A 250-nucleotide genomic window follows, 5' to 3' on the forward strand; every position below is an offset into this window, starting at 1 on the left:
TGCCAGGGTGGAGCACCCGTTTCGCATCATCAAGCGGCAGTTCGGCTTCGTGAAAGCCAGATACAAGGGGCTGCTGAAAAACGATAACCAACTGGCGATGTTATTCACCCTGGCCAACCTGTTTCGGGTGGACCAAATGATACGTCAGTGGGAGAGATCTCAGTAAAAACCGGAAATAACGCCAGAAATGGTGGAAAAAATAGCCTAAATAGGCTGATTCGATGTGTTTGCGGGAAAAAAATCGGCCCAG

Annotated in this window: 1 protein-coding gene; it reads left to right on the top strand. The window is 49.2% G+C overall.

The features are described from left to right. A partial coding sequence (locus HG542_RS32695; RefSeq protein ID WP_004164769.1) for an IS5/IS1182 family transposase occupies nucleotides 1-166 on the top strand: 166 nt, incomplete at its 5' end. Nucleotides 167-250: the final 84 nt, after the last annotated feature.

The organism is Streptomyces morookaense (assembly GCF_013030945.1).
Classification (GTDB): domain Bacteria; phylum Actinomycetota; class Actinomycetes; order Streptomycetales; family Streptomycetaceae; genus Streptomyces; species Streptomyces morookaensis.